The 24,851-nt window shown below is 73.0% G+C and carries 20 protein-coding genes; 15 read left to right on the top strand and 5 right to left on the bottom strand.

The window, feature by feature from the left end; translation table 11 throughout:
• Nucleotides 1–186: 186 nt before the first annotated feature.
• Both ACZ6EM_RS27710 and ACZ6EM_RS27705 read left to right on the top strand, forming a co-directional pair.
• On the top strand, nucleotides 187–315 hold the full coding sequence (locus ACZ6EM_RS27710; RefSeq protein ID WP_465773485.1) for a hypothetical protein: 129 nt from the start codon (nucleotides 187–189) through the stop codon (nucleotides 313–315).
• Between the two features lie 85 nt (nucleotides 316–400).
• Complete coding sequence (locus ACZ6EM_RS27705; protein ID WP_452177215.1) at nucleotides 401–1,186, top strand: MerR family transcriptional regulator; 786 nt, start codon at nucleotides 401–403, stop codon at nucleotides 1,184–1,186.
• Nucleotides 1,187–1,264: 78 nt separating this feature from the next.
• Here ACZ6EM_RS27705 and ACZ6EM_RS27700 read toward each other — a convergent pair whose 3' ends face one another.
• The 4 genes from ACZ6EM_RS27700 to ACZ6EM_RS27685 all read right to left on the bottom strand — a co-directional run bounded on the left by ACZ6EM_RS27700 (nucleotide 1,265) and on the right by ACZ6EM_RS27685 (nucleotide 7,166).
• Nucleotides 1,265–3,442, bottom strand: coding sequence for a 3-hydroxyacyl-CoA dehydrogenase NAD-binding domain-containing protein (locus ACZ6EM_RS27700; protein ID WP_465773484.1), 2,178 nt, complete (start codon nucleotides 3,440–3,442; stop codon nucleotides 1,265–1,267).
• An 89-nt stretch (nucleotides 3,443–3,531) separates the two neighbouring features.
• Nucleotides 3,532–4,746 (bottom strand): acetyl-CoA C-acetyltransferase, encoded by a 1,215-nt coding sequence (locus ACZ6EM_RS27695; protein WP_359900090.1) that lies wholly within the window; start codon nucleotides 4,744–4,746, stop codon nucleotides 3,532–3,534.
• A gap of 72 nt (nucleotides 4,747–4,818) precedes the next feature.
• On the bottom strand, nucleotides 4,819–5,961 hold the full coding sequence (locus ACZ6EM_RS27690) for an acyl-CoA dehydrogenase family protein (protein WP_465773483.1): 1,143 nt from the start codon (nucleotides 5,959–5,961) through the stop codon (nucleotides 4,819–4,821).
• A 2-nt stretch (nucleotides 5,962–5,963) separates the two neighbouring features.
• Complete coding sequence (locus ACZ6EM_RS27685; protein ID WP_465773482.1) at nucleotides 5,964–7,166, bottom strand: CaiB/BaiF CoA transferase family protein; 1,203 nt, start codon at nucleotides 7,164–7,166, stop codon at nucleotides 5,964–5,966.
• Between the two features lie 258 nt (nucleotides 7,167–7,424).
• On the opposite strand from ACZ6EM_RS27685, the gene ACZ6EM_RS27680 reads away from it, so the two are divergent.
• The 11 genes from ACZ6EM_RS27680 to ACZ6EM_RS27630 all read left to right on the top strand — a co-directional run bounded on the left by ACZ6EM_RS27680 (nucleotide 7,425) and on the right by ACZ6EM_RS27630 (nucleotide 19,641).
• Complete coding sequence (locus ACZ6EM_RS27680; protein ID WP_465773481.1) at nucleotides 7,425–7,904, top strand: hypothetical protein; 480 nt, start codon at nucleotides 7,425–7,427, stop codon at nucleotides 7,902–7,904.
• Between the two features lie 21 nt (nucleotides 7,905–7,925).
• The gene (locus ACZ6EM_RS27675; protein WP_465773480.1) at nucleotides 7,926–10,049 is read left to right on the top strand and encodes a hypothetical protein; all 2,124 of its coding nucleotides are present in this window, start codon (nucleotides 7,926–7,928) and stop codon (nucleotides 10,047–10,049) included.
• Nucleotide 10,050: 1 nt separating this feature from the next.
• Nucleotides 10,051–11,115 carry a hypothetical protein gene (locus ACZ6EM_RS27670; RefSeq protein WP_465773479.1) on the top strand — a complete coding sequence of 355 codons (1,065 nt, stop codon included), beginning with the start codon at nucleotides 10,051–10,053 and terminating at the stop codon, nucleotides 11,113–11,115.
• Nucleotides 11,116–11,149: 34 nt separating this feature from the next.
• On the top strand, nucleotides 11,150–12,217 hold the full coding sequence (locus ACZ6EM_RS27665; protein ID WP_465773478.1) for a hypothetical protein: 1,068 nt from the start codon (nucleotides 11,150–11,152) through the stop codon (nucleotides 12,215–12,217).
• 92 nt (nucleotides 12,218–12,309) lie between these two features.
• A complete protein-coding gene (locus ACZ6EM_RS27660) occupies nucleotides 12,310–13,377 on the top strand; it encodes a hypothetical protein (RefSeq protein ID WP_465773477.1) in 1,068 nt (355 codons plus the stop codon).
• 88 nt (nucleotides 13,378–13,465) lie between these two features.
• On the top strand, nucleotides 13,466–14,029 hold the full coding sequence (locus ACZ6EM_RS27655) for a GNAT family N-acetyltransferase (protein WP_465773476.1): 564 nt from the start codon (nucleotides 13,466–13,468) through the stop codon (nucleotides 14,027–14,029).
• 81 nt (nucleotides 14,030–14,110) lie between these two features.
• A complete protein-coding gene (locus ACZ6EM_RS27650) occupies nucleotides 14,111–15,088 on the top strand; it encodes a hypothetical protein (protein WP_465773475.1) in 978 nt (325 codons plus the stop codon).
• Nucleotides 15,085–16,353: a sensor histidine kinase gene (locus ACZ6EM_RS27645; protein ID WP_465773474.1), complete on the top strand. Its 1,269-nt coding sequence runs from the start codon at nucleotides 15,085–15,087 to the stop codon at nucleotides 16,351–16,353. The genes ACZ6EM_RS27650 and ACZ6EM_RS27645 overlap by 4 nt, the downstream gene beginning before the upstream one ends.
• Complete coding sequence (locus ACZ6EM_RS27640; RefSeq protein WP_465773473.1) at nucleotides 16,350–17,069, top strand: response regulator transcription factor; 720 nt, start codon at nucleotides 16,350–16,352, stop codon at nucleotides 17,067–17,069. Before ACZ6EM_RS27645 ends, ACZ6EM_RS27640 begins: the two co-directional genes overlap by 4 nt.
• A 137-nt stretch (nucleotides 17,070–17,206) precedes the next feature.
• Nucleotides 17,207–17,857, top strand: coding sequence for a Pr6Pr family membrane protein (locus tag ACZ6EM_RS27635; protein WP_465773472.1), 651 nt, complete (start codon nucleotides 17,207–17,209; stop codon nucleotides 17,855–17,857).
• Between the two features lie 284 nt (nucleotides 17,858–18,141).
• Nucleotides 18,142–19,641: a S41 family peptidase gene (locus ACZ6EM_RS27630; RefSeq protein ID WP_465773471.1), complete on the top strand. Its 1,500-nt coding sequence runs from the start codon at nucleotides 18,142–18,144 to the stop codon at nucleotides 19,639–19,641.
• Nucleotides 19,642–19,671: 30 nt separating this feature from the next.
• On the opposite strand, the gene ACZ6EM_RS27625 is transcribed toward ACZ6EM_RS27630, so the two are convergent.
• Nucleotides 19,672–21,285: an ABC-F family ATP-binding cassette domain-containing protein gene (locus tag ACZ6EM_RS27625; RefSeq protein WP_452177224.1), complete on the bottom strand. Its 1,614-nt coding sequence runs from the start codon at nucleotides 21,283–21,285 to the stop codon at nucleotides 19,672–19,674.
• Nucleotides 21,286–21,857: 572 nt separating this feature from the next.
• On the opposite strand from ACZ6EM_RS27625, the gene ACZ6EM_RS27620 reads away from it, so the two are divergent.
• Together ACZ6EM_RS27620 and ACZ6EM_RS27615 are read left to right on the top strand one after the other, a co-directional pair.
• Nucleotides 21,858–23,072, top strand: coding sequence for a trypsin-like serine peptidase (locus ACZ6EM_RS27620; protein ID WP_465773470.1), 1,215 nt, complete (start codon nucleotides 21,858–21,860; stop codon nucleotides 23,070–23,072).
• A gap of 107 nt (nucleotides 23,073–23,179) precedes the next feature.
• A complete protein-coding gene (locus ACZ6EM_RS27615; protein ID WP_465773469.1) occupies nucleotides 23,180–24,817 on the top strand; it encodes an ABC-F family ATP-binding cassette domain-containing protein in 1,638 nt (545 codons plus the stop codon).
• The last annotated feature ends 34 nt before the right edge of the window (nucleotides 24,818–24,851 follow it).

The following is a 24,851-nucleotide window of genomic DNA, read 5'->3' as shown; positions in this document are numbered from 1 at the left end:
CGAAGTCACCCGCCGCCACCACGCCGCCCTCGCCTGACCCACGGGGCGCGGAGCCCGCACCGCGCCGATGCTCCCCACCGGCAGCCCGTCGGCCCAGCGCTGTCGGAGCGGCGGCAAGACCGACACGGTCGACACGACCGACATCACGTAGAGGATCGCCTGCAGCGCCCCGAGGCGGAGACGAGCGTGCTCACCGAGGCCCTGGTGGACGTCGGACTGCTCGTCTCCCCCGCGCCCCGCCGGTACGCCTACCCCCACGACCTGCTCCGCCGCTACGCCCGCGGCCTCGCCGCCGGACGCCGACCGCCCTCCTGAGCCGGTGCACTGATGGACCCGGGGTGACGGGCACTGTCACACTGCTGCTGTCACAGCAGGAGTGTGCCAGCGCGGGAGGCGGCGGGTGGGGGAGCACGGCGGGGTGGGGGTCGGGTTGCGGCTGACGGTGGACGAGCTGGCGGCGCGGGCCGGAGTGACGGTGCGGACGGTGCGGTTCTACGGGACGAAGGGGCTGCTGCCGCCGCCGGAGCTGGGGCCGCGGCGGGTGGGGCTGTACGGGGCGGCGCACCTGGACCGGCTGGAGCTGATCGAGGAGTTGCAGCGGCAGGGGCTGACGCTGGCGGCGATCGAGCGGTACCTGGCGCGGTTGCCGCAGGACAGCTCACCGCTGGACCTGGCGATCCACCGTGCGCTGGTGGCGTCCTGGACGCCGGAGGCCCCGGAGGAGGCCACCAGGGCTCAGCTGGAGCGGCGGGCCGGGCGGGGGCTGACGGAGGAGCAGGTCGGGCGGCTCGCCGCGATGGGGGCGCTGGAGCGGACGGGGGATCCGGAGGTGTTCCGGGTGGATCCCGGACTGCTGCCGCTGGGCGTGCGGATCCTGGACGTGCCGATCCCGTTGGAGACGCTGCTGGCCGCCCGGTCGGTGGTCGTGGAGCACAGCCGGGCGACGGCCCGGGAGTTGCAGCGGCTGTTCCGCGAGACGGTGTGGAAGCCGTACCGGGAGAGCGAGCCCGCGCCCCAGGAGCTGGCCCGGATGCGGGCGCTGACGGACCACATCCAGCCGATGGTGGCGCAGGCGCTGGTCACGGCCTTCCAGCGGTACCTGCGGGAGGAACTGGGCGAGGAACTGCGCCAGGAGCAAGGGCAGGAACAGGAGCAGGTACAGGCCCAGGAGCAGGTACAGGCGTAGGGGTACGGGTAGGGGCGGAGGCCCGGTGGGGCCGTGCGGCGCACGGCCCCACCGGGATCCGAGCAGGTCGGCGGCCGGTCAGTCCGTGAAGGTCCTGCCCTCGGCCGCCACCCGCTCCAGCAGCGCCGGGGGCGCGAACCGCTCGCCGTACGCGGCGGCGAGTTCGCGGGCGCGGGCCGCGAAGCCGGCCGGGCCGCCCTCGTAGCCGTTGATGTACTGGAACACGCCGCCCGTCCAGGCCGGGAAGCCGATGCCGAGGATCGAGCCGACGTTGGCGTCGGCGACCGAGGTCAGCACGCCCTCCTCCAGGCAGCGCACCGAGTCCAGCGCCTCGCTGAACAGCATCCGCTCCTTGAGGTCCTCGAAGGGGACGTCCGCCGCCCCTGCGGGGAAGTGCTCCAGCAGCCCCGGCCAGAGCCGCCCGCGCCTGCCGTCCTCGCCGTACTCGTAGAAGCCCGCGCCACCGCTGCGTCCGGGGCGGCCGAACTCGTCGACCATCCGGTCGACCACCGCGTCCGCCGGGTGCGGCGTCCAGGTGCCGCCGACGGCCTCGACCGAGCGCCGGTACTCGTCCCGGATCTTGCGCGGCAGGGTGAGCGTGAGCTCGTCCATCAGGGAGAGCACCTTGGCGGGGTAGCCGGCCTGGGCGGCGGCCTGCTCGATGCTGGACGGGTGGACGCCCTCGCCGACCATGGCGACGCCCTCGTTGAGGAACTGGCCGATCACCCGCGAGGTGAAGAAGCCGCGCGAGTCGTTGACCACGATCGGGGTCCGGTCGATCTGCCGGACCAGGTCGAAGGCGCGGGCCAGCGCCTCGTCCCCGGTCCGCGGGCCGCGGATGATCTCGACCAGCCGCATCTTGTCGACCGGCGAGAAGAAGTGCAGCCCGATGAAGTCGCCCTGGCGCTCGACGCCTTCGGCGAGCACGCCGATCGGCAGGGTGGAGGTGTTGGAGCAGAGCAGCGCGTCGGCGTCGACCACGCCCTCGATCTCCCGGAACACCTTGTGCTTGAGCTCGGTGTTCTCGAAGACGGCCTCGATCACCGCGTCGCAGCCGGCCAGGTCGGCGGCCTCGGCGGTGGGGGTGATCCGGGCCAGCAGCTCGTCGCGCCCGGCCTCGGTGGAGCGCCCGCGCGCGACGGCCTTGTTCAGCAGCCCCTCGGAGTAGGCCTTTCCGCGTTCGGCGGCCTCGACGCTGACGTCCTTGAGCACGACGTCGATGCCGGCCTTGGCGCAGGCGTAGGCGATGCCCGCGCCCATCATCCCGGCGCCGAGCACCGCGACCTTGCGGACCGGCCGCTTCTCGACGTCCTTCGGGCGTCCGGCGCCGGAGTTGACCGCCTGCATGTCGAAGAACAGCGCCTGGATCATGTTCTTGCTGGTCTGTCCGCAGACCAGCTCGGTGAAGTAGCGGGCCTCGACGGACATCGCGGTGTCGACGTCCACCTGGGCGCTCTCCACGGCGGCGGCCAGGACGTTGCGCGGGGCCGGGTAGGGCGCGCCGTTCAGCTGCTTGCGCAGGTTGGCCGGGAAGGCGGGGAGGTTGGCCGCGAAGGCCGGGGTGGCCGGGGTGCCGCCGGGGATCCGGTAGCCCTTGACGTCCCAGGGCTGGACGGCGCTCGGGTTGGCCTCGATCCAGGCGCGCGCCCGGGCGGCCAACTCCTCGGGGGTGTCGACCAGTTCGTGCACCAGTCCGTGCTCCAGCGCCTGCGCCGGACGGTACTGGCGGCCCTGGAGCAGGAACTTCAGCAGGGCGTCGGTGATGCCGAACAGCCGGACCGTACGGACCACGCCACCGCCGCCCGGCAGCAGGCCGAGGGTCACCTCGAGCAGGCCGATCCGGCCGGCGGGGGTGTTCAGCGCGATCCGGTGGTGGCAGGCGAGGGCGATCTCCAGACCGCCGCCGAGCGCGCTGCCGTTGAGCGCGGCGACGACCGGCTTGCCGAGGGTCTCCAGCGTGCGCAGCGAGCGCTTGATCCGCATCGACTTCTCGAAGACGGCCGCGGCGCCCTCGGGGCGGGCGGCGGAGAGCATCCGCAGGTCTCCCCCGGCGAAGAAGGTCTTCTTGCCGGAGGTGATCACCACGCCGCGCAGCGCGTCCGAGGACGCCAGGGCAGCCAGCCGCGCGACGACGGTCTCGAAGTCGGCGGCGAAGGCCTCGTTCATGGTGTTGACGGACTGGGCGGGGTCGTCGAGGACGAGGGTGACCACGCCGTCCTGGTCCTGCTCCCAGCGGATGGTGGTGGTGTCGCTCATGGGTTCACGGTCTCCAGGTCTACCGGTCTGCGGAGGAGGTGCCACGCCCGGCGTGTCCCAGGAGGGGTGGCGGCGGGCGACGGGCGGGCTCAGATGCGCTCGACGATGGTGGCGATGCCCATGCCGCCGCCCACGCAGAGGGTGATCAGGCCGTAGCGCAGGTCGCGCCGCTCCAGTTCGTCGATCACGGTGCCGAGCAGCATCGCGCCGGTGGCGCCGAGCGGGTGGCCGAGCGCGATCGCGCCGCCGTTGACGTTCACCTGGTCGTGGCGGAAGCCGAGTTCGCGGATGAAGCGGAGCGCGACCGCGGCGAAGGCCTCGTTGATCTCGACCAGGTCGATGTCGGCGGCGGTGAGCCCGGCCTTGGCGAGCGCCTTGTGGGTGGCCGGGGCGGGGCCGGTGAGCATGATGGTCGGCTCGGAGCCGGAGACGGCCGCGGAGACGATCCGGGCGCGCGGGCGCAGCCCGTACCGTTCGCCGACCTCGCGGTTGCCGATGGCCACCAGCGCCGCGCCGTCCACGATGCCGGAGGAGTTGCCCGCGTGGTGGACGTGGTCGATGGCCTCGACCCAGTGGTACTTCTGGAGGGCGACGGCGTCGAAGCCGCCGGCCTCGCCGATGGCGGCGAAGGAGGGCTTGAGGCCGGCCAGGGTCTCGACGGTGGTGCCGGGGCGGATGAACTCGTCGCGTTCCAGCACGACCAGGCCGTTGCGGTCGCGCACCGGGACGACCGAGCGGTCGAACAGGCCGTCCGCCTGGGCCTTGGCGGCGCGGGCCTGGGACTCGGCGGCGAAGGCGTCCACGTCGGTGCGGGAGAGGCCCTCGATGGTGGCGATGAGGTCGGCGCCGATGCCCTGGGGGGCGAAATTGGTCTCGTAGGCGGTCATCGGGTCGGCGAACCAGGCACCGCCGTCGGAGGCCATCTTCACCCGGGACATCGACTCCACGCCGCCGGCCAGGACGAGGTCCTCCCAGCCGGAACGGACCTTGGCGGCGGCCAGGTTGACGGCTTCCAGGCCGGAGGCGCAGAAGCGGTTCTCCTGGACGCCGGCGACGGTGTCGGGCAGGCCGGCCGCGATGGCGGCGATCCGGGCGATGTCGGAGCCCTGGTCGCCGACCGGGCTGACCACACCGAGCACGATGTCGTCGATCGCGGCCGGGTCCAGCCCGGGGTAGCGGTTGCGCAGTTCGTGGATCAGTCCGACGACCAGGTCGATCGGCTTGGTGCCGTGCAGCGAGCCGGAGGCCTTGCCCCGGCCGCGCGGGGTGCGGATCGCGTCGTAGACGTACGCTTCGGTGGTCACGGTGGAACGCCTTTCAGCGGGTTTCGGGGCAGGGGGTGAGCGGGGTCGCCCAAAAGCTCGGGGGTGGAACGGTCAGCCGAGGAGGGAACGGCCGACGATCTCCTTCATGATCTCGGTGGTGCCGCCGTAGATGGTCTGGATGCGGCCGTCGGTGAACGCCCGGGCGACCGGGAACTCGCTCATGTAGCCGTAGCCGCCGTGCAGTTGGAGGCAGCGGTCGGCGGTGCGCTTCTGCAGCTCGGTGGCCCACCACTTGGCCATCGAGGCGTCCGTCGGGGTGAGCGCCCAGCGGTTGTGCTCGGTGATGCAGCGGTCCACGAAGGCCCGGGTGACGGCGCACTCGGTGGCCAGTTCGGCGATCTCGAAGCGGACGTGCTGGAGCTTGGCGAGCGGACGGCCGAAGGCCTCGCGCTGCTTGACGTAGTCGGTGGTGATCTCGACCAGGTACTCGGCGCCGGCGATCGCCGCGGCTGCGATGGTGAGCCGCTCCTGGGCGAGGTTCTGCATCAGGTGGACGAAGCCGCCGTTGAGTTCGCCGATCAGGTTCTCCTTCGGCACCCGGACGTCCTCGAAGAACAACTCGGCGGTGTCCTGGGCCTTCTGGCCGATCTTGTCGAGGTTGCGGCCGCGCTCGAAGCCGGGCGTTCCGCGCTCGACGGCCAGCAGGCTCAGCCCGTGCGCGCCGCCCTCGGGGGTGGTGCGGGCGACCACGATCACCAGGTCGGCGAGGATGCCGTTGGAGATGAAGGTCTTGGCGCCGTTGAGCAGGTAGTGGTCCCCCTCGTCGACCGCCTGGGTGCGGATGCCCTGGAGGTCGGAGCCGGTGCCGGGCTCGGTCATCGCGATCGCGGTGATCAGCTCGCCCGAGCAGAAGCCGGGCAGCCAGCGGCGCTTCTGCTCCTCGGTGGCGAGCGAGGTGAGGTACGGGCCGATGATGTCGTTGTGCAGGCCGATCGCCAGGCCGGAGGCGCCGGCCCGGGCGAACTCCTCGGCCAGCACCGCGGCGTAGCGGAAGTCCGGTGTTCCGCCGCCGCCGTACTCCTCGGGGACGGCGAGGCCGAGCAGGCCCTGGCGGCCGGCCGCGAGCCAGGCGGAGCGGTCGACGATGCCGGCCTTCTCCCAGCGGTCGTAGTGCGGCAGCACCTCCTTGGCCAGGAAGGCCCGCACGGTGGCCCGGAAGTCGTCGTGCTGCTCGGTGAAGATCTCGCGCCGCAACGCTACTCTCCTTGCTCTGCCGAAGGGTTGGGGGACGGGATGCCGGGGCCGAGTGGTGGGACGCCGGGTTCCAGGGAGGGGACGCCCCAGTCGCGGGCCACCTCGCCGGTGTCCGCGCCCGGGCGGGCCGGCGGGCGGCGCAGGGCGCCGGGGGTCGCGGAGAAGCGTGGGGCCGGGGCGGGCTGGGTGACACCGTCCGCCTCGACGTACGTCCCGCGCGCCGACAGGTGTCCGTCCACGGCGGCCTGACGCATCGTCAGCACCGGTTCCACGCAGGCGTCCGAGCCCGCGAAGACGGCCTCCCACTCGGCCCTGGTCCGGGTGGCGAAGCGGGCGGCGATCAGGGCCCGCAGCTCGGGCCAGCGGGCCGGGTCGTACTGGCCGGGCGCGTCCGGGCCCAGCTCCAGCAGCCGGGCGAACTCGGCGTAGAAGCGCGGCTCCAGCGCGCCGACGGCCAGGTGCCCGCCGTCGGCCGCCCGGTAGAGCGCGTAGAACGGCGCGCCGCCGTCGAGCAGGTTGACGCCCCGGCGGTCCTGCCAGTGACCGGCCGCCAGCAGGCCCCACAGCATGCTGCCGAGGTGCGCCGCGCCGTCCACGATCGCGGCGTCCACCACCTGGCCCGTGCCGGTGGCCCGGGCGTGGTGCAGACCGGCGAGCAGGCCGACGGCCAGGTAGAGCGAGCCGCCCGCGTAGTCGCCCAGCAGGTTGGCCGGGATGCCGGGGGCCTCCTCGGCCCCGCCCGGCGCGGCCACCATCCCGAGCACCCCGGCGACCGCCGCGTACCCGAGGTCGTGCCCGGCGGTCGCCGCCCGGGGCCCGTGCTGCCCCCAGCCGGTCATCCGCCCGTACACCAGCGCCGGGTTGCGCGCCAGGCACGCCTCCGGCCCGACGCCGAGGCGCTCCGCGACACCGGGCCGGTAGCCCTCGATCAGCAGGTCCGCCCGCTCGACCAGGTCCAGCACCCGCCCGGGGCCCTCGGGGGACTTCAGGTCGATCAGCACCGAGCGCTTGTTGCGGTTGCTGAGGTCGTACGCCGGATCGGTGCCGAGCGGCGAGGGCTCCGGCCGGTCCACCCGCACCACGTCCGCCCCGAGGTCCCCCAGCAGCATCGCCGCGAAGGGCCCCGGCCCGATCCCGGCGAGCTCCACCACCCGCACACCCGCCAGCGGCCCCCCGGCCTCCGGCGCACCGCTCGCGTCACCCACTGGCAGCTGAACCCTTCCCGACGGGTTTGACAGTAAAGCTGTAACACTCGGGATGATAGGCAAGCGACTCGCCGGTAACAAGACCTCCGCCCTCGCGCCGAACCGCCAATTCCCCCTCGGCCGCGCCCCGCTGAGACCGGCCACTCCCCGCACACCCGGAATGACGGAGGGTGGGTCAGTGCACTGACGGTGCCCCCCTGTACGGTCGTCATGCCGCAGGGGAGCGGCCGCATCGCCGAATGGGGAGGATTTCCGCACATGGGTAGCCCGAACTTCGTCACGGGACCGGTCGCACCGGCCAAGGACCCGATGCCGGGCCCGGCGTCCACGTACGCCGCGAAATCGCCGTACGCCAATCCGGCGGCGCAGCCGAGCGACACCACCGTGCCGCCGCTCCCCCTCATGCCGCCCGGCAAGGCCACCACCCGGCTGGACACCCCGTACGAGCTCACCGCCTCGGCCGCGATAGCCCGCCAGATCGCCACCGACCTCGACAACGCCAACGGCAAGGCGGGCGCGGGCGCGCACAGCCTCACCGAGTACGCGAGCACCGCGTCGACCAGGATCCGCGGCTTCTCCTTCGGCGGCGCCCTCACCGCCAGCACCGAACGCTGGCTTCAGCAGTGCAAGACCCTGCACGGCAAGCTCGGCAGCGCCGCCAACAACCTCGACCGGACACAGCAGTACTACCAGTCCAACGAAGCCGCCATCGCCGCCGGCTTCCGTCCGGGTCGGTAGAAGGCAAGGGGGAACGAAGAGATGGTGTCCTTCAAGGAACTGCACGAAGCCGACTTCTCCGGGGTGAACGAGGCCGCCGAGGCCTGGGCCGGCGTGGCCAAGGCCCTCACCTCCATGGACGGCCGGGTCGCCAAGGACCTCACCAGCACCGCCCAGCGGGCCGGCTGGAAGGGCGACGCCGCCGACGAGGCGACCAAGGCGATGCAGGGCATCGACGGCGACTTCAAGCAGGCCTCGGCCGTCGCCACCGCCCTCGCCGCGATCATGAAGACCGCCGCCGAGGACTTCGCCGCCGCCCGCCGCGACCTCGACACGGCACTCCACGACGCCCAGACCGACACCACCCTGAGCGTCACCGCGGACGGTGCGGTCAACTGGACCGTGCCGAAGGAGTCCAGGAACGACCCCGAGGCCGAACGCACCATCCGGGCCAACGCCCAGGCGATCGCCGACCGGCTCGGCAAGGCCGTGGAGAAGGCCTCTGCCGCCGACCAGCGGGCCACCGCAGCCCTCCAGGGTGACATCGGCACCAGCACCACCGCCTTCAACGCCGCCCCGTACGGCGCCGGCCCGGTCGCCGACGCCAAGCGGGCCACGGACCTGATGTCCAAGGCCGGCAGCCTCTCCGACGACCAGCTCAAGCAGCTGCAGGCCCTGATGGCCGCCAACGCGGAGAACAAGGACTTCTCCACCACCCTGCTCAACGGCCTCAACGCCGGCGGCAAGACCGGCCCCGAGGCCCTGCTGGAGTACAGCAAGGTCTACGACGGGCTCGCCCACGGCAACCACAACGCCGCGGGCTACCAGGACGTCTACAAGAACCTGTCCGTCGCCCTGGCCAGCGCCACCCGCGACGGCGGGATGGGCAAGGAGTGGCAGGACGGCCTGCTGGCCGCAGCCCGCCGCCCCGGGGCATCCGCGGCGGGTTACAACGACAACTACCCGGCGCTGACGGCACTGCTCAATGCGAAGGGGAGCTTCGACAAGGGCTTCCTGACCAAGGTCGGCACCGACCTGGTCGACTACGAGCGCGGCAGCAAGCTCAAGGGCGAGAACCTGTGGGGCCCGGACTGGAGCAACGCCTCCGGCCACCAGGGCGATCCGATGCGGGACCTCATGCAGGCCATGAGCCGCAACCCCGGGGCCTCGAAGGACTTCTTCGACCCCGCGGCCAACAAGAACCTCGACTACCTGCTCAAGGCCCGCGAGTGGCCCAACCAGGGCTACGAGCACAACCAGTTGGACCCGGTCGCGCGCAACACCTCCCGCGGCGCGTTCGGCGACGCCCTGGAGGCCGCCACCACCGGTCGCGATCCGAACGGCAACCAGCCGCCCGTCCGCCCGCACGACGCGGCGATGGCGCGGATCATGTCCGACACGATGACCCACTTCGGGGGCGACTCCGCCGGCCATGTGACCGAGCTCCCGGCCGGACTGCGCCGACCGTTCGGCAACATGATCGCCGACTATGCGGCCGACACCTACGAGATCATCGGCAAGGAAGTCAACGGGCACTCCGAGACCAGCGGGCTGACCATCGACCGGGACCGTCTCATCCGGGTCATCCGCGGGGTGTCCGACGACCCGGAGGCGTTCAGGGCCATCCACTACGCCGAGAGCCAGGAAGTGGCCCGTCGGCTCGACACCTACCCCGCCGACGCGTTCAAGCCGGACGCCACCGGGCGCCCCAAGCCCGCCATCGAAGGCTTCGTGCACGAAGCCGGCCAGCTCCTGGGTGCGCTCAGCGGCACTCAGTCGGACGTCATGACCCGTCACCACGACGACGTGGTGTTCCAGAACAACTGGCAGGCGAAGATGAACTACCACGTCATCGGCACGCCCCTGACTCCCATACCGGTCGTGGGGGACTTCGTCCAGCGCCTCGTCGACGTCGGCACGTCGGAGTGGGCGAACGGGCTCAACAGCGAGCAGGACCAGGCGACCCAGGCGAATCTGTCGAAGATGTTCAACGCCGGAGAGAACCAGCTGAAGCAGATGATCAGTACAAGAGTCGAACAGGCCGGCCTCACCAGCGCAGACGCCACCTTGACCGGTGGTGTGCCGCAGGCGCTTCTACGCGGGGTGTCCGACAGCTACGGGACGGGCGTCAACCAGACGTACCGCAATGCGCTGGGTGGGCGCTGAGATGGCGAAGGCACAACAGACTGCCGGTCAGCCCGAGGGCTCCGCCACGGGTCTCCCCGGACGCGTCGACGCCGCGCTCGACCGGAAGGGGTTCACCACCCGGGGGCTGCGGGTGCGGGCAGCGGTCGCCGTGGTGGCGGTGACCGTGGTCGTGGCAGGGGCGGGGGCGTTCCTCGTGGACAACCTGACCAATGCGTTCGGGCCGGACAGTGTGTGCGAGGGCGCCGTGAGCGCGGATCTGCTGAACGACGCACTCGGGCCCGGCAAGGTCAGTGATCAGGCGTTCGGCGACGGGCACGTGCGCAACGGATCCGCCCTCTGCATGGCCAAGGTGAGTTCCGGAGTCTTCGGCGACGAACGGTCCGTCACCGTGGAGCTTCGCAAGAACCCCGACCTCTCCGTCGTCGCGCAGGACTCGGAGGCCAGGCTGTTCGGCGCTTCGGCCAACGGCGGTGCATCCGGCGCGGCATTCGACTACCGGGCCTGGGCGCTGCTTCCCCAGGGGTGCGACAGCGGACAACGCGTCACCGTCAGGGCGGACCGCGGCGAACGACCCGGCGCCGGGAAGCTCGCCGCACTCGCCGTGTCGACGGCCGACCGCATCGCGGCGCAACAGGGGTGCGGCACGTCACCGATGCCCGCGCCGCATCAGCTGTCCCCGGCCGGCCAGGACCACGATCTCGACCGGAACGCCGTCTGCGGCCTGCCGGGGGTCACCGTCCCCGAAACCCCCGGAGGCCCCGCTTTCAGGGAAACCGTGACCACCGCGACCGACCCGCTGTGGACCTGCCTCATCCACTCCGACGCGGACCTGCGGTCCTCGATCACCTTCACCATCGGCACCGAGCCCCGGCTCCTGCTCTCGGCTCCCCCGAAAGACGAGCCGGGCGTCGGCAGGGCCCGTTGGATCAAGCCCGGTGAGATGGTGGCGACCTGCCAGGGCCGGCCCACCTACTTCCGGATGGACCTCAACGGCTTCTGGGACCTCGTCCCGGACAGCAAAACCACCTGGAAGCAGTTCCTCACCGCCGGGGGCAAGGCGATCGGCTGCGAGCCGATCGTCTGACCGACCAGCACGTAGACGAGGGAGCGAGCACACGATGGGGAGCGAAGGCGTGGACAAGGCCTCCGCAGGCCTCGCCGGGCACGTCGACGCGGCGCTCGACCGGCGGGGGTTCACCACGCGGGGGCTGCGGATGCGGGCGGCTGCCGTGGTGGTGGCGTTCTCGCTCGTCCCGGTGGGGGCGGCGGGGTTCGCGGTGTACCGGCTGACGAACGTCGGCGGGCCGGACAGCGTGTGCGACGGGGCCGCCACGGCGGACCAGTTGCACGACCTCCTGGGCTCCGGACGGATCGGCGAGCGCCGGAGAGGTTTCTCGGCCACGGAGGAATCCACCGGGAACAGCTGCACCGCGACGGTCCGTTCCGGCTTGTTCGGGACCTCCGAGAAGACCGTGCGGTTCACCCCCGTCCGCAATGCCAAGGACGGGCCGGGCGCGCTGGCCGCCTCGGACGCCCGGCTGTTCTCCGGCGGCTCGGTCGGCTCGGTGACGCCCGACGCCGCGTGGGCGGTGCTCCCCGAGGGGTGCGGCAAGGGCGTGCGCGCCGAGGTGCGCGCCGACGGGCAGGGCCACGACGAGACCAGGGCCCGGCTGGCCGTGGCCTTCGCCAATGGCCTCGCCAAGGCACGCGGGTGCGGCAGCGGGGCACTCCCGGCGCCGAAGGAACTGTCGGCGAAGGGCGCCGAGACGGACCCGGACTGGGCCAACCTCTGCGGACTGCCCGGATTCGCACCCGCCAGGAACCCCGAGGCCCAGTGGCGCATGCCGCAGCAGGTCACCACCGCCACCGCCCCGATCTGGTCATGCCGGATCGGCGGGGACCCGCGGTACAACAGCCGGGTGCAGGAATTCGCGATCACGACCGAGCCACGGACGACGGCCCTGTCCCGGAAGGACGGTGCGGGCACGTCCGATCTGGGGCGGGCCCAGTGGGTGGCGGAAGGAACAGTCGTCACCACGTGTCAGGGCAAGGATGTCTTCTTCACCGTCACGGGCGGGTACTCCTCCGGCCTCGCAAAGCCCTTCCTCTTCCCCGACCAGACGGACCTGGTGCGCCAGTTCCTCACCATCGGGGGCGAGGCGGTCGGCTGCGAGCCGATCCTGTAGCCGCGACCCTGTGGGCGGCCGGTTACCGACCGACCGCCCACGGCAGCACGCAACGATCCAGCCGCCGAGCGGCAAACGGGGAGCAACACACTGTGGAAATCAAGGACGACGACAAGCCCGACGACTCCACCGCAGGCCTCGCCGGGCACGTCGACGCGGCGCTCGACCGGCGGGGGTTCACCACCCGCGCCCTGCGCGTGCGGGCCGGGGTCGTGACATTGGCGGTGGCGGCGACGGCGGTTGGCCTGGGGATCGGCGGGTGGGCTCTGTTGCGGGACGACATGACCAACGACTACGGCCCAAAGAGCGTGTGCGACGGCACGGTGAGTTCGCAGGTGCTGAACGACGCGCTCGGGGCGGGCAAGGTCAGCGCCGAGCCGTACAGCAGCGTCACGGCGACATGCACCGTGATGGTGGCCGGCGGGATGTTCGGCGACGATCGGCACGTCATGGTGTCCTTCGGCCAGAGCAAGGACATCTTCCACCTCCCGATCGCTTCCGGCGCCCGGACGTTCGCCGCCTCGGCGAACGGCGGCGCGGTCGGTGCCGTCCGCGACTCGGAGGCCTGGGCGTTGCTCCCCGCGGACTGTCCCAACGGGCTGTGGGTCCAGGTCAGCGCCTATGGCGGCGGCCAGTTCGACCCCCTGAAGCTCGCCCGGCTCGCCGTGTCGACGGCCAATCGCACGGCGGACCAGCGCGGCTGCGGCAGGACGCCGCTGCCCGCCCTGCGCGAGCTGACCCCGGCGAGCACCGAGCGGGAACTCGACGGCGACGCCGTCTGCGGCCTGCCGGGGATCACCGTCCTGCGCGCCGCCGACAAGCGCTACAAGGAGGCCGTGACCGTCGGGTCCGATCCGCTGTGGACGTGCGAGATCACGCCGGACGGCGATCACGAGGGCACCTCCGCCCTCGTCATCGCCACCGAGCCCCGGCTCCGGCCGGACGCCGCCGACCGGGACACCTCGCCGGCATTCGGCCGAGCCCGCTGGGCGGGTTCCCTTCCCCGGGACGAGATCGTGGTGACCTGCCACGGTCGCCCCACCTACTTCCGGATCGGTACGGTCAGGCAACTCGGACACCTGTTCTCCACCTCCGACGAGGCCTGGAAGCAGTTCCTCACCGTCGGGGGCGAGGCGGTCGGCTGCGAGCCGATCCTGTAGGGGGTGGGCGGGCGGAAATGGGTGGGCGGGTGGTGTGGTAATGGCCTATCTTGCCTTAGACCTATTACGCTAGACACGGGGAAGCGCCATGACCACCACTACCGACCACGCCGACCGAAGCTCCCGCACGATCGTCGCCGCCTCCGAGCGGCTGGTACTGACGCGGCCCCAGGAGGGGGACCTGGAGGCGGTGTTCGCGATCCACGGGGATCCGGAGACCAACCGGTACAACCCGAACGGGCCGCAGCGGGACATCGCCCAGGCGCAGGAGATGCTGGACGGGTTCGTCGCCGACTGGGTGCGGGACGGGGTGGGGTACTGCGCCGTCGCCACCCGGGAGGACCCGGGGGCGGTGATCGGGTTCGCCGGGCTCTACCTGCACACCCTGGACGGGGAGCGGGTGTTCAACCTCTACTACCGGTTCCGGCCGTCCGCCTGGGGCAAGGGGTACGCGGCGGAGGCGGCCCGGGCGGCGATGGCCGAGGGGCTGCCGCGCCACCCCGGCATCCCGGTGATCGCCCTGATCCACGCGGACAACCTGCCCTCGCGCCGGCTCGCCGAGCGGCTCGGGCTGGTCGCCGACCCGGACGGCCGCACCGACGAGGAGGACCGGGTGATCCACCGGATGGCCCCGGCCCTCGCACCGGCCTGAGCCGGAGATCCCCCGCCGGGGGGAGCGGGATCGCACCGTGGGCGGAGGCCCCGGGGCGGGGCCCGGCGGGACGGTGGGGGCATGAGGATCAACGAGCACGCGGTGCGGACCGGGGCGGCGTGGACGGCGGTGGCGGCGACCGGGCCGTACCTGACGCTGAAGCTGCTCTGGCTGACCGGGCACCCGGTGGGGTCGGACGCCCCCGGTGAGATGGACCGGCTGTGGCTGGTGAACCTGCTGACCTTCGGCATGGACGCGATCGCCGTGGCGCTGGCGCTGGCGTTCGCCCGGCCGTGGGGGCGGCGGGCGCCGGCCGGACTGGTGGCGTTCCCGATGTGGGTGGCGACCGGGCTGCTCGGCACGATCCTGATCGCATTGCCGCTGTACCTGCTGAGCGTCCTGGTGCTCGGGCCGGAGCACGGCGACCCGGACGACAAGGGCATCGGCGACTGGGTCTTCCTCGTCGTGTACGGCGGCTTCGCCGTCCAGGGCCTCGCCCTGCTCACCGCCTTCGCCCTGTACGCCCGGCAGCGCTGGGCCGGGCTGCTGCGGGAGCGGATCTGCGACCTGCCCGGCTCCCCCACCCTGACCGTGCAGCGCGTCCTCGCCTGCGTCGCCGCGCTGCTCGCCGCGGGCGTCGCGGCGGTCCGCGCCTACTGGGCACTCGGCGGCACCGCCGGACTTCCGCGGGACATGGCCGAGGCCCGGAGCCGGGGCGTGGCGGTGATGGACGGGGTGGCCGCGGTGATGGCGGTGGCCGCGGCGGCGGCGCTGCTGGTCCTGGTCTTCCGGATCCGGCCGGGGCGCCGGGTGCTCGGGCCGCTGCTGGTGGTGTGGACGGCGGCCGGCTCGCTGTTCGGCTGGGGCGGCTGGCAGCTGGTGGCCTTCGGGGTGACGACGACCCGGGTGACCGAACTGCGGACGGCGGTGCCAGGGCTGACACCCCTGGTGCAGAGCGCCCAGGTGGTGGCCTCGGTGCTGGTCCTGGCGGTCGGGGCGACGGCGTTGACCGAATGGGGCGCCCGCCGGCGCGCCGCTGCCGTAGAGTCGCGCGGGTGATCACGGGGGTGGGCCGCCGGTTGCGGCGTGCGGCGGGGGCCGCGCTGGGGCGTCGGGCCCGCCTGCGCTGGGTGCACCTGGTGCTGGGCGGCGCGCTGCTGATGCCGTACTGGATGCTGTCGGTGGTGCTGTACGGGGCGCTCGACCCGGACCAGTCACCCGCCCGCCAACTGCTGATGTACGTCCTGTCGTTGCTCACCTCGCTGCCGATGGCCGCGGTCACCGCGCTGGTGCCGACGGTGCGGGGCCTGGAGGGCGCGGCCGCGCGGGCGCTGTGCGCGGTGGCCCGGCCGGAGGACCTCGCCACCGGACCGGCCCGCTCCTGGACCGCCCGCCGACGCACCGCGCTCTGGTACGTGCTGCACGTCCTGTTCGGCGGGGTGGTCGCCGGGATGACGCTGGCCGGCACCCCCTTCGCGGTGGTCCTGGTCCTCGGCTTCGCGGGGACCAGGGAGTTCGTCCGGATGTGGGAGCGGCACTTCCCCGGCTGGCTGGTCACCGGCCCGGCCCTCGGCCTCGGCGTGCTGCTGCTGATCGTCGGCACCAACGCCGCCTGCGGGGCGCTGCTCGCCCGCTGGGCGCCCGTCCTGCTCGGCCCGACCCCCGAGGAGCGGGTGGCCGCCGCCGAGCGCCGGGCCACCGTACTCGCCCAGCGCAACCGGCTGGCCCGCGAGCTGCACGACTCGGTCGGGCACGCGCTCAGCGCCGTCGGCATCCAGGCCTCGGCCGCCGCCCGGGTGCTGCGCAGCAACCCGGACTTCGCCGCCGAGGCGCTCGCGGCGATCGAGGAGACCGCCCGGGGCGCCGTCGCCGAACTCGACGCCGTCCTCGGGCTGTTGCGCGAGGAGGACCCGGAGGCCGCCGAGCCGTCCGGGCCCACCCTCGGCGGGCTCGACGACCTGCTGCGCCAGCTCGGCCGGGCCGGGGTCGCGGTGGACGCCGAGCTGGCGCCCGGGCTGGGCGACCTGCCCGCGGCGGTCTCCCGCGAGGCGTACCGGATCGTGCAGGAGGGCCTGACCAATGTGCTGCGGCACGCCGGGCCCGCGCCGGCCGGGCTCCGGGTCGGGCTGGCCGGCGACCGGCTGGAGATCGAGCTGACCAACCCGCTCGGCCCCGCCCGGCCGAGCCGCCCCGGCGGCGGACGCGGACTGCGCGGGATCGCGGAACGGGCGGCGGCCCTGCACGGCGGCAGCACGGCGGGGCCCGGCGAGGACGGAACGACGTGGAGGCTGGCCGTCTGGCTGCCGGTGGGAGGGACGACGTGAACGAGCACGAAGGCGCGGACGAAGGCGTGGGCCGGGCCGCGGACAGCATCCGGGTGGTGATCGCGGACGACGAGCGGCTGGTCCGCCTGGGCCTGCGGGTGGTGATCGACAGCGAACCGGGCCTCACCGTGGTCGGCGAGGCCGCCGACGGCGCCGAGGTCGTCCCGCTGGTGCGCGAACTGCGCCCCGACGTGGTGCTGATGGACGTCCGGATGCCCGGCATCGACGGCATCCGGGCCACCGAACAGCTCGTCAACGGGATGGCCGCGCCGCCGCGCATCCTGGTCGTCACCACCTTCGAGCACGACGACCACGTGTACGACGCGCTGCGCGCGGGCGCCGCCGGGTTCCTCCTGAAGCGGGCCCGGGCGGAGGAGATGGTGCAGGCGGTGCGGCTGGTCGCGCGCGGCGACTCGCTGCTGTTCCCGGCGGCCGTCCGCGAACTCGCGCTGCGCCACGGCGCGGACCGGCGCCGGGAGGCCGAGCGGGCGGACCGGGCGGGCCGGGGGCCGATCCGGCGGCTGACCGAGCGGGAGGGCCAGGTGTTGCGACTGATGTGCACCGGGCTCAGCAACGGCGAGATCGCGCGGCAACTGGTGGTGAGCCCGGAGACGGTGAAGACGCACGTCGGCAGCGTGCTGGCCAAGCTGGGCGCCCGGGACCGCACCCAGGCGGTCATCGCGGCGTACGAGTCGGGCTTCGTGCTGCCGGGCTGACACCCGCTCAAACGGCTTCCTCGGCGCCGCGCAAATCGAACGTGGATTCCACCCGATCGTCACCAGCGAGTAGAGTGCGGCTTTCCCCCGAAAACCTCCGATACCTCCCGTATCGCCTGGAACGAACTGGTGGCCGCATGACTGTCCGGACCCGGCCCGCGCTGTGGTGGCGCATGGGCATCGTGCTCTCGGCGGGCCTCGGCCTGATCCTCGGAACCGCGCCGCTGGTCTACTTCACCGTGCAGAGCAACGTGATCGTGTTCGGCTACTTCATCGGCGCGGTGTACTGGATGCTCAAGCGCGGCACCGTGGACGCGCCCGCGCCCCGGCTGCGCGGCGCCGCCACGCTGTACATCCTGATCACCGGGCTGGTCTCGCACATCCTGCTCGAACACGGCGCCAACCCGCTGCCCGGGCTGGTGAGCGGGCCGGACAGGCTGGCGCACTGGTCGTCGTTCTTCCTGCACTACGTGACGCCGGTCATGGTGATCGTCGACTGGCTGGTGCTCAAGCCCCGCAACGCCGCGGCCTGGAAGGACATACCGCTCTGGCTGGGCTTCCCGCTCGGCTACGCGGCGATCGTGCTCGCCCGCAACGCGCTGTTCGACGACTACCCGATGCCCTACCCCTACTTCTTCTTCGACCCGACCACCAAGGGCTACGGCTACGTCTGGGGCCAGATCGCCCTGCTGACCGTCGAGTTCGTGGTGCTCGCCGCCCTCGTCGTCGGACTGGACCGGCTCGGGACCCGGATCGCGGGCCGGCTGCGGCCCGCGCCGCAGGCCTGACGCCCGTCCGCCGCAGAGACCTTCAGCCTCGGCGACCTTCAGCCACGGAGACCTTCAGCCTCGGCGAACTCCTGCCCGACGGCGCACCGGTCCGCTGTCGAGACCACCGGGGACCATTCCTCCCTGCCCCGGATGGGCCCTGAGGAGGAAGCGGATGGGCCCGCAGGAGGAAGCGGGTGCGGCTCGCCGGATGACGCCCCGACGGTGGGGCCCGCCCTAGCGTCGGCCGGGAGCGGTGGCGGAGGGGTTCCGCGGGGGAGACCGGGGTTCGGCGGAGGCCGGAGATGACACGCAGGAGCACGGGCAGGGCGGCGGCCGCGGCGGTGGCGCTCGCGGCGGCGGTGGGGTTGGCGGCGCCGGGGGCGGCCGCGGCCCAGGAAGGGCGGGCGAACCCGCTGGACGGGGTCTGGCGGACGGAGGGCTACGGCCTGCTGGTCGCGGTCTCCGGGGACCGGCTCACCACCTACGACGTGACGGCGCACAGCTGCGTGCCGGGGTGGATCACCGGGACGCGGACCGCGGCACCCGGACCGGACGGCACCACCCGCTACGGCATGGGCGACAACGCCCTGACGCTCACCCCCCGGGGCCGGAACCGAGCGGTGGAGCACGAGGAGGGCGGGGTCGGCAGCAAGACGCTCAACCGTCTGGACGCCCTGCCGCCGCTGTGCGCCACGCCGGCTGCGAACGACCCGCCCGCGGTCTTCGACCGGTTCTGGGAGAACTTCGAGGAGAACTACCCCTTCTTCGCCGCCAAGGGCATCGACTGGCACGCCGTCCGGGACGAGAAGCGGCGCACGATCACCCCGACGACGACCGTCGACCAGTTGCAGGCCGTCCTCGTGGACATGCTCCGCCCGCTCGGCGACGCCCACACCTCACTGGCCCGGGTGGTCGACGGGCACCCCGAGTTGGTCTTCGGCGGGCAGCGGCCCGGGTCGACCGAGGAGACCGAGGAGCTGACCGCCCGCGCCCGGCAGGCCTCGGCCGCCCGGCTCACCGGTCCGGAGCAGCCTTTCGCCAACGGCCGGCTCGGCGTGGGCCGGCTCCCCGACGGCATCGGCTACCTCCGGGTGAGCAGCTTCGGCAGGTACGCCGCGGGCGGCCACCAGAGCCAGCTCGACGAGCTGGACCGCGCGCTGGACGCCCTGCTGGCCGGCCCGGACCGCCCGGCCGGACTGGTCGTCGACGTGCGGCTGAACGGCGGCGGCTCGGACGCGCTCGGGCTGCACATCGCCGCCCGGCTCACCGACCGCCCCTACGTCGCCTACCGGAAGGTGGCGCGCAACGACCCGGCCGACCCGGCGAAGTTCACCCGGCCCGAGCCGGTCACCGTGCACCCCTCGGCGGGCACGCGCTTCAACGGCCCGGTGGCGGTGCTCACCTCCTCGATCTCCACCAGTGCGGCGGAGACCTTCACCCAGGCCATGATGGGCCGCTCCCCCAAGGTGCTGCGGGTCGGCGAGAACACCCAGGGCGTCTTCTCCGACGTGATGATCAAGAAGCTCTCGCCGGACCTGATGGTCGGCCTGCCGAACGAGAAGTACCTCACCCGGAACGGCGGCACCTTCGACGGACCGGGCATCCCGCCGAACGTCCGCACCCCGGTGTTCACCCCGGACGAGCTGGCCGTGCTCAGGGACTCGGCCCTGAGCACGGCCCGCCGGATGCTCGTCGAGGACGCCCGGGGCCGACAGGACGCCCGGGGCCGACAGGACACCCAGGGCCGGCAGGACGCCCAGGGCAACCGGGCCGACCAGAGCGCCCAGGGCGACCGGGAGTAACAACGGCAGGCACGGCAGCGACGCCAGGCGCTACATCGGCTCCACCGCCCGCAGTTCGCCGTCCAGCTCCAGCCACCGGGTGAGCCCCAGGCCGCGCAGGAACGGCAGGTCGTGGCTGGCCACGATCAGCGCCCCCCGGTAGGCGGCCAGCGCCTGGGTGAGCTGGCGGACGCTGGCGAGGTCCAGGTTGTTGGTCGGCTCGTCGAGCAGCAGCAACTGCGGCGGCGGGTCGGCCAGCAGCAGGGCGGCCAGTGTCGCGCGGAAGCGCTCGCCGCCCGAGAGGGTGGCGGCGGGCCGGTCGGCCCGGGCCCCGCGGAACAGGAAGCGGGCGAGCCGGGCGCGGACCGCGTTGTCCCCGGTGCCGGGGGCGAACAGCTTGACGTTCTCCACGACCGAGCGCTCGTCGTCCAGCAGGTCGAGCCGCTGCGGGAGGTACCGCAGCGGCACCGGGGTGATGACCTCCCCCGCCAGCGGGGCGAGTTCGCCCGCGATGGTGCGCAGCAGGGTGGACTTGCCGGCGCCGTTGCGGCCGACCAGGGCGATCCGCTCGGGCCCGCGCAGGTCGAGGTCGGCGGTGGCGCCGTAGGGCAGCCGGACCTTGTCCAGGGTGAGCACGGTACGGCCGGCCGGGACGGCGGTGCGCGGCAGGTCGATCCGGATCTCGGCGTCGTCCCGCACCGCCTCCTCGGCCACGCCGAGCCGCGCCCTGGCCTCCTCCAGTCGCTCGGTGTGCATGCCCTGGAGGCGGCCGGCCGTCTCCTGGCCCTTGCGCTTGAGCATCCCGGCGAAGATGTGCGGGTCGTTGCGGGTGACCGAGCGCTTTTTGCCGTACGCGGCGCTGCGGTCCAGCCGGACGCGGGCCTCGGCCAAGTCCCGCTTCTGGCGCTGGACGTCGGCCTCGGCGTTGCGCAGCAGCCGCTCGGCCGTCTCCTGCTGGGCCGCGAGGGTGCGTTCGTAGTCGTCGAAGTCGCCGCCGTACCAGGTGACTTCGCCGTCCCGAAGGTCGGCGATCCGGTCGACGTGCCGGAGCAGTTCGCGGTCGTGGCTGACGATCAGCATCACGCCGTTCCAGCCGGCCACCGTCTCGTAGAGCCGCTCGCGGGCGGCCCGGTCGAGGTTGTTGGTGGGCTCGTCGAGCAGCAGGACGTCGGGGCGGGCCATCAGCAGGGCGGCCAGCCGCAGCAGCACCACCTCGCCGCCGGAGAGTTCGCCGGTGGTGCGGTCGAGGCCGAGGCGGTGGAGGCCGAGCCGGTCGAGGGTGGCGCGGGCGCGCTCCTCGACGTCCCAGTCGTCGCCGATCACGTCGAAGTGGCGCTGGTCGGTGTCGCCGGACTCGATGGCGTGCAGGGCCTCGCGGGCGCCGCGGACGCCGAGCGCCTCGTCCACCCGCAATGTGGTGTCGAGCGTCAGTCCCTGTGGCAGGTAGCCGAGTTCGCCGTCGACCCGGACGGTGCCGCCGGTGGGGGTGAGCTCGCCGGCGATCAGCCGCATCAGGGTGGACTTGCCGGCGCCGTTGAGACCGATCAGGCCGGTGCGGCCGGGGCCGACGGCGAGCTGGAAGCCGTCCAGGACGGGCTTGCCGTCGGGCCACTCGAACGAGAGCTCGGTGCAGAGGACGGCGGTGGTGGTGGGTTGGTGTGCCATACAGGCCTCCCGGGGTGGTTGCCGAAGGGGTGGTGAGCAACACGGGGAGACACCGCGGGTGCGGAACCGGGGACGGCCGGAGGAGAACGAAGGGGTGGCGTCACGAAGAGGAGCGCCACGGGCCGTGACTGAGGTCGCACACTCGCGCACCGCGCAACGGCAGCAGGGCCTGCGCGGCGGGGGCGGTGTCCCGGGACCTCAGTAGAGCAACGGCCTTCTCCTTGTCTGGCTGATGACCCGGACCACGTTAGGCAGCCCGTACGCCACCCGCAACCGATTTACCGGCCCCGAGGCCGCGGCGGGGACGCACCCCCGACGAAGGTCGCGGCGGGGACCCGGCCCCGACGGAGGTCGCGGCGGGGACCCGGCCCCGACGAAGGTCCGACGGGGACCCGGCGGGGGCCCGGTGCCGATCCGGTGCCGATCCGGTGCCGTCCCCGTCCCGGTCAGGGGCGGATGTCAGGAGTCCCCCGGCCGCATGGCAGACTCCTCACCTGCCATGCCGGCGGCCGAAGCGGGCCGCACCCGGGGATCGGGTCGCATGGCGGTAGTCAACAGGGGGATTTGAACTCATGTCACCGATATCCCGGCCGGGCCGTGCCGTCCTGGGCGCTTCCGTCGCCGCGCTGACCATGGTGGTCGCCACCGCGTGCGGCCCCGACAACGCCGATCCGGCCGTGACCGCGGCTCCCAGCGTCGCGGCCAGCGCCGCCGGCACCCCGGGCGCGGCGCCGATCAAGCTTCCGACGCTCGAAGAGCTGAAGACCTGGAAGCTGGAGGACTGGGACAAGTGGGCCCAGGCGAACGTGATCACCCCGGCGGTCAAGGGCTACTGGACCCTGCAGAAGCTGCTGGAGGCCAAGCCGAAGCCGCTGCCCCAGCCCGCCCCGGAGGGGACCCAGCCGCCCGCGCAGCCCACCGGCGCCGCGTCGGCCACCAGCGCGCCCACCGCCGCCCAGCCCACCGCGGCCCAGCCGGGCGGCGGCGCGGACCAGCTGCCCGCTGTGGTCCCGGCCAAGCCCGTGGCGCACCCGTTCCCGAAGAACATGCACGTCAACGGCAAGATCTTCTTCAAGGACGGCAACGAGGACTACGTGTGCTCCGGCACCGTCGTCTCCGACCCGGCCAACCCGGGCAAGAGCAACCTGGTGTGGACCGCCAGCCACTGCCTGCACGGCGGCAAGGGCAACAAGTACTACACCGACATCACCTTCGCCCCGGCCTTCAACAGCAACGGCGTGCTGAGCAACGGCAACAAGCAGGCCAAGCTGGAGGACGCCGAGCCGTACGGCGAGTGGACCGCCACCTCCGGCATGGTCTCGCCGCAGTGGGCCGGCGAGGCCGACCCGGAGAAGGGCGGCCCGTGGAGCCAGTACGACTTCGGCATCATCAAGGTCTCCAACCCCAACCCGGGCGGCAAGTCGCTGGAGGAGACCGTCGGCGGTTCCGTCCCGCTCTGGTTCAACGCCCCGCGTGACCAGGTCGGCGCCGTCAGCAACTACGGCTTCCCCGAGGGCAAGCCCTTCGACGGCGTGGAGCTGGAGCACTGCGACGGCGGCAAGCCGTCCAAGAAGACCGGCGACCCGAGCCGCCCGGCGATGCTGCTGATCGGCTGCAACATGACCGGCGGCAGCAGCGGCGGCGGCTGGTACGCGACCAAGGACGGCAAGCCGGCGCTGGTCAGCGACACCTCCATCGGCAACGGCGCGAACACCTACGAGGCCGGTCCGTACCTGGAGGACGTGGCCCAGCACATGTTCGAGTACTTCTCGAAGAAAGCCAAGTGATCAAGGCCCGGTGATCAGGGCCGGGTGACTCAGGGGGCCGCGGCAGGACTGCCGCGGCCCCCGCTTTTTCCGTCGCACGGGCCGCTCCTCCTACAATCGGCCCCATCATGAGCGCGACACTCGTAGTCAAGGACCTCAGCGCCGGCCACGGCGAACGCACCCTCTTCTCCGGCCTGGACCTGGTCGTCGCCCCCGGCGACGTGATCGGCCTGGTCGGCGTGAACGGTGCCGGCAAGTCGACCCTGCTGCGGCTGCTGGCCGGCCTGGACGCCCCCGAGGGCGGCTCGCTGCGGCTGAGCCCGGCGAGCGCCAACGTCGGCCACCTGCCGCAGGAGCCGGAGCGGCGCGGGGGAGAGTCGGTGCGCGACTTCCTGGCCCGCCGCACCGGGGTGGCGGCCGCGCAGGCCGCGCTGGACGAGGCCACCGAGGGCCTGGTCGAGGGCCGGGCGGGCGCCGACGACGCGTACGCCGTCGGCCTGGAGCGCTGGCTGGACCTCGGCGGCGCCGACCTGGAGGAGCGCGCCGAGGAGGTCGCCGACTCGCTCGGGCTGAAGGTCTCGCTGGACCTGCCGATGACCGCCCTGTCCGGCGGCCAGGCCGCCCGGGCCGGCCTCGCCTCGCTGCTGCTCTCCCGCTACGACGTCTTCCTGCTCGACGAGCCCACCAACGACCTCGACCTGGACGGTCTGGAGCGCCTGGAGGCCTTCGTCAAGGGCCTGCGCACGGGCACCGTGCTGATCAGCCACGACCGCGAGTTCCTGGCCCGCACCGTGACCAAGGTGCTGGAGCTGGACCTGCACCAGCAGCAGGTCAACCTGTACGGCGGCGGCTACGAGGCGTACCTGGAGGAGCGGGCGGTGGCCCGTCGGCACGCCCGCGAGGAGTACGACGAGTACGCCGACACCAAGGCCGGGCTGGAGGCCCGGGCGCGGATGCAGCGCGGCTGGATGGAGAACGGCGTGCGCAACGCCCGCCGCAAGTCCTCCGACAACGACAAGATCGGGCGCGCGATGCGCACCGAGTCCACCGAGAAGCAGGCCGCCAAGGCCCGGCAGACCCAGCGGATGATCGAGCGGCTGGACGTGGTCGACGAGCCCCGCAAGGAGTGGGAGCTGCGGATGGAGATCGCCACCGCGCCGCGCTCCGGCTCGGTGGTCGCCACCCTGCGCGGGGCGAGCGTGCGACGCGGGGACTTCGCCTTCGGCCCGGTGGACCTGCAGATCGACTGGGCCGACCGGATCGCCATCACCGGCGCCAACGGCGCGGGCAAGTCCACCCTGCTGGCCGCCCTGCTCGGCCGGCTGGAGCTGGACGGCGGGAGCGCCTCGCTGGGCTCCGGCGTGGTGGTCGGCGAGGTGGACCAGGCGCGCGGCCTGTTCCTGGGCGGTGAGCCGCTGCTGGAGGCCTTCGCGGCCGCCGTGCCGGAACTCGCGCCGGAGGACGTGCGCACGCTGCTGGCCAAGTTCGGCCTCAAGGCGGTGCACGTGCTGCGTCAGGCCGCCACCCTCTCCCCCGGCGAGCGCACCCGGGCCGCGCTGGCGCTGCTACAGGCCCGCGGGGTCAACCTGCTGGTGCTGGACGAGCCCACCAACCACCTGGACCTGCCGGCGATCGAGCAGCTGGAGTCCGCGCTCGGCTCGTACACCGGCACCCTGCTGCTGGTCACCCACGACCGGCGGATGCTGGACACGGTGTCGGTGAACCGCCGGATCGAGGTCCGGGACGGGCGGGTGCACGAGCTCTGAGCCGGCACCGACCCGGCGATTGGTCTCTACCTTC

This window comes from Kitasatospora sp. NPDC041917, from assembly GCF_055589745.1.
This window is presented reverse-complemented; position numbering and strand designations above follow the sequence as displayed.

Excerpts from the sequence above, each read along its gene's own strand:
- ACZ6EM_RS27700 (WP_465773484.1), bottom strand. The coding sequence starts at position 3,442 with ATGAGCGACACCACCACCATCCGCTGGGAGCAGGACCAGGACGGCGTG.
- ACZ6EM_RS27680 (WP_465773481.1), top strand. The coding sequence starts at position 7,425 with ATGGGTAGCCCGAACTTCGTCACGGGACCGGTCGCACCGGCCAAGGAC.
- ACZ6EM_RS27675 (WP_465773480.1), top strand. The coding sequence starts at position 7,926 with ATGGTGTCCTTCAAGGAACTGCACGAAGCCGACTTCTCCGGGGTGAAC.
- ACZ6EM_RS27670 (WP_465773479.1), top strand. The coding sequence starts at position 10,051 with ATGGCGAAGGCACAACAGACTGCCGGTCAGCCCGAGGGCTCCGCCACG.
- ACZ6EM_RS27665 (WP_465773478.1), top strand. The coding sequence starts at position 11,150 with ATGGGGAGCGAAGGCGTGGACAAGGCCTCCGCAGGCCTCGCCGGGCAC.
- ACZ6EM_RS27655 (WP_465773476.1), top strand. The coding sequence starts at position 13,466 with ATGACCACCACTACCGACCACGCCGACCGAAGCTCCCGCACGATCGTC.
- ACZ6EM_RS27650 (WP_465773475.1), top strand. The coding sequence starts at position 14,111 with ATGAGGATCAACGAGCACGCGGTGCGGACCGGGGCGGCGTGGACGGCG.
- ACZ6EM_RS27635 (WP_465773472.1), top strand. The coding sequence starts at position 17,207 with ATGACTGTCCGGACCCGGCCCGCGCTGTGGTGGCGCATGGGCATCGTG.
- ACZ6EM_RS27630 (WP_465773471.1), top strand. The coding sequence starts at position 18,142 with ATGACACGCAGGAGCACGGGCAGGGCGGCGGCCGCGGCGGTGGCGCTC.
- ACZ6EM_RS27625 (WP_452177224.1), bottom strand. The coding sequence starts at position 21,285 with ATGGCACACCAACCCACCACCACCGCCGTCCTCTGCACCGAGCTCTCG.
- ACZ6EM_RS27620 (WP_465773470.1), top strand. The coding sequence starts at position 21,858 with ATGTCACCGATATCCCGGCCGGGCCGTGCCGTCCTGGGCGCTTCCGTC.
- ACZ6EM_RS27615 (WP_465773469.1), top strand. The coding sequence starts at position 23,180 with ATGAGCGCGACACTCGTAGTCAAGGACCTCAGCGCCGGCCACGGCGAA.